This window comes from Shimia sp. R9_3 (genome assembly GCF_017743755.1).
GTDB lineage: Bacteria > Pseudomonadota > Alphaproteobacteria > Rhodobacterales > Rhodobacteraceae > Shimia.
Genome location: NZ_JAGHRP010000026.1, coordinates 1 through 5,901, shown reverse-complemented (window position 1 = coordinate 5,901; position 5,901 = coordinate 1). Strand labels below are relative to the sequence as shown.

Annotated in this window: 3 tRNA genes and 3 rRNA genes; all 6 read left to right on the top strand. The window is 52.7% G+C overall.

The features are described from left to right. The first annotated feature begins 421 nt into the window (after positions 1 to 421). The 6 genes from J7412_RS21700 (at position 422) to J7412_RS21675 (ending at position 5,900) form a co-directional block, all read left to right on the top strand. A 16S ribosomal RNA gene (locus J7412_RS21700) occupies positions 422 to 1,881 on the top strand. A 148-nt stretch (positions 1,882 to 2,029) separates the two neighbouring features. Beyond that, positions 2,030 to 2,106 (top strand) — tRNA-Ile (locus tag J7412_RS21695). A 20-nt stretch (positions 2,107 to 2,126) separates the two neighbouring features. Next, a tRNA-Ala gene (locus tag J7412_RS21690) sits at positions 2,127 to 2,202 on the top strand. A gap of 465 nt (positions 2,203 to 2,667) precedes the next feature. Beyond that, a 23S ribosomal RNA gene (locus tag J7412_RS21685) occupies positions 2,668 to 5,496 on the top strand. A gap of 93 nt (positions 5,497 to 5,589) precedes the next feature. Beyond that, a 5S ribosomal RNA gene (rrf, locus tag J7412_RS21680) occupies positions 5,590 to 5,704 on the top strand. Together the 16S, 23S and 5S rRNA genes with 3 tRNA genes alongside form the textbook arrangement of a ribosomal RNA operon. Before the next feature lie 119 nt (positions 5,705 to 5,823). Further along, positions 5,824 to 5,900, top strand: a tRNA-Met gene (locus tag J7412_RS21675). The last annotated feature ends 1 nt before the right edge of the window (position 5,901 follow it).

The following is a 5,901-nucleotide window of genomic DNA, read 5'->3' as shown; positions in this document are numbered from 1 at the left end:
TAGAACCCCCTTCACCGGCGGCGCTGAGGCGCACAACGGCGGGACGGACTGGCGGGGAGCGAGGCTCTGGGTTGGGAAGTTCTGGAAATATCGAGCAGTATCAGCGGGTTGCGCTAGGAAGTTTTTCGGCGCGGTCTGGTGGTTTTGTCTCTGGGGTTCTTGTTTGGGCTCCGACGTTATTTGACATTGTGATGACACTGAAGAGATATGAGGGCGGTTTGGTTCTTTCGATGAACAAACACCTGCATATCGGCTCTTAGGCTTCGGCTGATAATAGAGTTTACAACAGCTTCACTGTTTGGTGGCTTTCGGTACTTTCTGGTACCTGAGCACATTAAACAGTTTGAGTTCATCCGGGATTAGCCTCCTGGATGAGATGTGCAGAGGTTCGAACGTCAAGGATACGCTGGTAACAGCGTTTCAACTTGAGAGTTTGATCCTGGCTCAGAACGAACGCTGGCGGCAGGCCTAACACATGCAAGTCGAGCGCGCCCTTCGGGGTGAGCGGCGGACGGGTTAGTAACGCGTGGGAACGTACCCTTCTCTAAGGAATAGCCTCTGGAAACGGAGAGTAATACCTTATACGCCCTTCGGGGGAAAGATTTATCGGAGAGGGATCGGCCCGCGTTAGATTAGATAGTTGGTGGGGTAACGGCCTACCAAGTCTACGATCTATAGCTGGTTTTAGAGGATGATCAGCAACACTGGGACTGAGACACGGCCCAGACTCCTACGGGAGGCAGCAGTGGGGAATCTTGGACAATGGGCGCAAGCCTGATCCAGCCATGCCGCGTGAGTGATGAAGGCCCTAGGGTCGTAAAGCTCTTTCGCCTGTGATGATAATGACAGTAGCAGGTAAAGAAACCCCGGCTAACTCCGTGCCAGCAGCCGCGGTAATACGGAGGGGGTTAGCGTTGTTCGGAATTACTGGGCGTAAAGCGCGCGTAGGCGGGTTGTTAAGTTAGAGGTGAAATCCCGGGGCTCAACCCCGGAACTGCCTTTAATACTGGCAACCTAGAGTTCGAGAGAGGTGAGTGGAATTCCGAGTGTAGAGGTGAAATTCGTAGATATTCGGAGGAACACCAGTGGCGAAGGCGGCTCACTGGCTCGATACTGACGCTGAGGTGCGAAAGTGTGGGGAGCAAACAGGATTAGATACCCTGGTAGTCCACACCGTAAACGATGAATGCCAGTCGTCGGGTAGCATGCTATTCGGTGACACACCTAACGGATTAAGCATTCCGCCTGGGGAGTACGGTCGCAAGATTAAAACTCAAAGGAATTGACGGGGGCCCGCACAAGCGGTGGAGCATGTGGTTTAATTCGAAGCAACGCGCAGAACCTTACCAACCCTTGACATCCTAGGACAACTCCAGAGATGGAGCCTTCCTTCGGGACCTAGTGACAGGTGCTGCATGGCTGTCGTCAGCTCGTGTCGTGAGATGTTCGGTTAAGTCCGGCAACGAGCGCAACCCACATCCTTAGTTGCCAGCAGTTCGGCTGGGCACTCTAGGGAAACTGCCCGTGATAAGCGGGAGGAAGGTGTGGATGACGTCAAGTCCTCATGGCCCTTACGGGTTGGGCTACACACGTGCTACAATGGCAGTGACAATGGGTTAATCCCAAAAAACTGTCTCAGTTCGGATTGTCGTCTGCAACTCGACGGCATGAAGTCGGAATCGCTAGTAATCGCGTAACAGCATGACGCGGTGAATACGTTCCCGGGCCTTGTACACACCGCCCGTCACACCATGGGAGTTGGTTCTACCCGACGGCCGTGCGCTAACCTTTTGGAGGCAGCGGACCACGGTAGGATCAGCGACTGGGGTGAAGTCGTAACAAGGTAGCCGTAGGGGAACCTGCGGCTGGATCACCTCCTTTCTAAGGATGCACCTAGTAAGTAAGAAAGTTCTCTTTCTCACTTCGTGGATGCACTTAGCAACAGATCGGTACCTTTGCCGATCTATATCAAACGGACCAGGCCGTCCCCATATCTCTTCAGGAATACATCAGGCCTGCCGGCCTGTCTGGGTCGGTAGCTCAGGTGGTTAGAGCGCACGCCTGATAAGCGTGAGGTCGGAGGTTCAAGTCCTCCTCGACCCACCACCATCCTTCGGGATGATAATGGGGCCTTAGCTCAGCTGGGAGAGCGCCTGATTTGCATTCAGGAGGTCAGCGGTTCGATCCCGCTAGGCTCCACCATTTACCCTCGATTAGATCGCTAAGCACTTGCGAGTGTTTAGCCGTCCAATCGGACATCAGCTTCGTAAGAAGCTTTGACATCGTTTAGAGAGATACAAGTTGTTCCAAAACAGCTCAGTGATGAGAGGTTTTGAGAATAACAATCAACACTGTTTGATCGCCCTAAGTACGGGGATGATCTCAGTCAGGTCTCCTTTTGGAGAGGCGATATTGAAGACTGTTTCCTCGGTCTTCTCCTTCGTATCCCTGCTGAAACGAACAGAGTTGTCCAAGTCAAGTACACTAACCCGCAAGATCGAGAGATCTTGCATAAGTTCTTTGTCTTCCAGATGGGGCCGACCGACATCGGCAGTCTGGGTTCCAAGGCAAAGAGCGGGAAAGTATGACTTTTGGTTCAGAAACAGGATTGCGAGCATGCCAGCTTTTGCGATCACGAGAGACGCAAGTCTTTCTCTTTCTGGATCAAATCAAGCGCGAGAAGGGCGTTTGGTGGATGCCTTGGCAGTAAGAGGCGATGAAAGACGTGATACTCTGCGATAAGCCATGGGGAGCTGAGAATAAGCTTTGATCCATGGATCTCTGAATGGGGGAACCCACCTGAAAGTTCATTATAATTACCTCGGTAATTTATAATGTTCTTAACCAGGTACTTTTGACCTGAATACATAGGGTCTTAAGAGCAAACCCGGGGAACTGAAACATCTAAGTACCCGGAGGAAAGGAAATCAATTGATACTCCGCTAGTAGTGGCGAGCGAACGCGGACCAGCCAAGCCTGATGAGTGACTAGAACCGTTTGGGAAGACGGGCCATAGTGGGTGACAGCCCCGTATAGGAAGCTCTGAGGGATGTATTAAGTAGGGCGGGACACGTGAAATCCTGTCTGAAGATCGGAGGACCACCTTCGAAGGCTAAGTACTCCTTACTGACCGATAGCGAACCAGTACCGTGAGGGAAAGGTGAAAAGCACCCCGACGAGGGGAGTGAAACAGTACCTGAAACCGAACGCCTACAATCAGTTGGAGGCCCCTTGAGGGCTGACAGCGTACCTTTTGTATAATGGGTCATCGACTTGGTCTATCTAGCAAGCTTAAGCCGTTAGGTGTAGGCGCAGCGAAAGCGAGTCTTAATAGGGCGCATGAGTTAGATGGATCAGACCCGAAACCGAGTGATCTAGGCATGGCCAGGTTGAAGGTGCGGTAACACGCACTGGAGGACCGAACCCACATCTGTTGAAAAAGATCGGGATGAGCTGTGCCTAGGGGTGAAAGGCCAATCAAACTCGGAGATAGCTGGTTCTCTGCGAAATCTATTTAGGTAGAGCGTCATCCGAATACCCCGGGGGGTAGAGCACTGGATGGGTAATGGGGCCCCACAGGCTTACTGATCCTAACCAAACTCCGAATACCCGGGAGTACTAGATGGCAGACACACTGCGGATGCTAACGTCCGTAGTGGAGAGGGAAACAACCCTGACCTACGACTAAGGCCCCTAATTCATGGCTAAGTGGGAAAGCAGGTGGGACGACCAAAACAACCAGGAGGTTGGCTTAGAAGCAGCCATCCTTTAAAGATAGCGTAACAGCTCACTGGTCTAAATAAGTTGTCCTGCGGCGAAGATGTAACGGGGCTCAAGCCATGAGCCGAAGTCTAGGGATGCGTAAGCATCGGTAGCAGAGCGTAGTGTGACATAGTTCCAATCCTCTTCTATATCCTCCGGGATATAGCGCAGGATATGGAGCTTTCGATGAAGCCGGGGCGTGAGCCATCCGGTGGAGAGATCACTAGTGAGAATGATGACATGAGTAGCGACAAAGAGTGTGAGAGACACTCTCGCCGAAAGTCCAAGGGTTCCTGCTTAAAGCTAATCTGAGCAGGGTAAGCCGGCCCCTAAGGCGAGGCCGAAAGGCGTAGCCGATGGGAACTAGGTTAATATTCCTAGGCCAGGAGGATGTGACGGATCATGAAGGTTGTTCACCCTTATCGGATTGGGTGGGCCGCTGATTGGTTCCTGGAAATAGCCCTCCATGAGACCGTACCCTAAACCAACACAGGTGGACTGGTAGAGCATACCAAGGCGCTTGAGAGAACGATGTTGAAGGAACTCGGCAAAATACCTCCGTAAGTTCGCGAGAAGGAGGCCCAGTTTCTACGCAAGTATTGGCTGGGGGCACAAACCAGGGGGTGGCGACTGTTTACTAAAAACACAGGGCTCTGCGAAGTCGCAAGACGACGTATAGGGTCTGACGCCTGCCCGGTGCCTGAAGGTTAAAAGGAGGGGTGAGAGCTCCGAATTGAAGCCCAGGTAAACGGCGGCCGTAACTATAACGGTCCTAAGGTAGCGAAATTCCTTGTCGGGTAAGTTCCGACCTGCACGAATGGCGTAACGACTTCCCCGCTGTCTCCAACATCGACTCAGCGAAATTGAATTGCCTGTCAAGATGCAGGCTTCCCGCGGTTAGACGGAAAGACCCCGTGCACCTTTACTACAGCTTCACACTGGCATCAGGCCATGCATGTGCAGGATAGGTGGTGGGCTTTGAAACCAGAACGCCAGTTTTGGTGGAGCCTCCCTTGAGATACCACCCTTGCATTGCTTGATGTCTAACCGCGGTCCGTTATCCGGATCCGGGACCCTGTGTGGCGGGTAGTTTGACTGGGGCGGTCGCCTCCTAAAGCGTAACGGAGGCGCGCGAAGGTTGGCTCAGAGCGGTCGGAAATCGCTCGTTGAGTGCAATGGCAGAAGCCAGCCTGACTGCGAGACTGACAAGTCGAGCAGAGTCGAAAGACGGCCATAGTGATCCGGTGGTCCCGAGTGGAAGGGCCATCGCTCAACGGATAAAAGGTACGCCGGGGATAACAGGCTGATACTGCCCAAGAGTCCATATCGACGGCAGTGTTTGGCACCTCGATGTCGGCTCATCTCATCCTGGGGCTGGAGCAGGTCCCAAGGGTACGGCTGTTCGCCGTTTAAAGAGGTACGTGAGCTGGGTTTAGAACGTCGTGAGACAGTTCGGTCCCTATCTGCCGTGGGTGTAGGATACTTGAGAGGAGTTGCCCCTAGTACGAGAGGACCGGGGTGAACGATCCACTGGTGGACCTGTTGTTGCGCCAGCAGCAGTGCAGGGTAGCTATGATCGGACAGGATAACCGCTGAAGGCATCTAAGCGGGAAGCCCCCCTCAAAACAAGGTATCCCTGAGGACCGAGGTAGACCACCTCGTCGATAGGCCGGAGATGTAAGTGCAGCAATGCATTCAGTTGACCGGTACTAATGGTCCGATAGGCTTGATTTGATCCAGTAAAAGAAAGACTTTTACGGACACAAAAGCATACACAACAATCAGTATACTGACTTGGACAACACATAAACCGAGCTATTTCCTCGGTTTGGTGATCATAGCGCGAGTGAAACACCCGGTCCCATCCCGAACCCGGCCGTTAAGCACCGTAGCGCCGATGGTACTGCTGCTTAAGCTGTGGGAGAGTAGGTCATCGCCAAACCTAGAAAATAGCTCAAAAATAACATCTCTCAAAACGATACAAAAATACCTTCAGAACAAATAAAACGTCCTGAAGGGCGACAGATCTTAAAGCCAACACAGGCCAAAGATCAAAAGCGTCGCGGGATGGAGCAGCCCGGTAGCTCGTCAGGCTCATAACCTGAAGGTCGTAGGTTCAAATCCTACTCCCGCAACCAA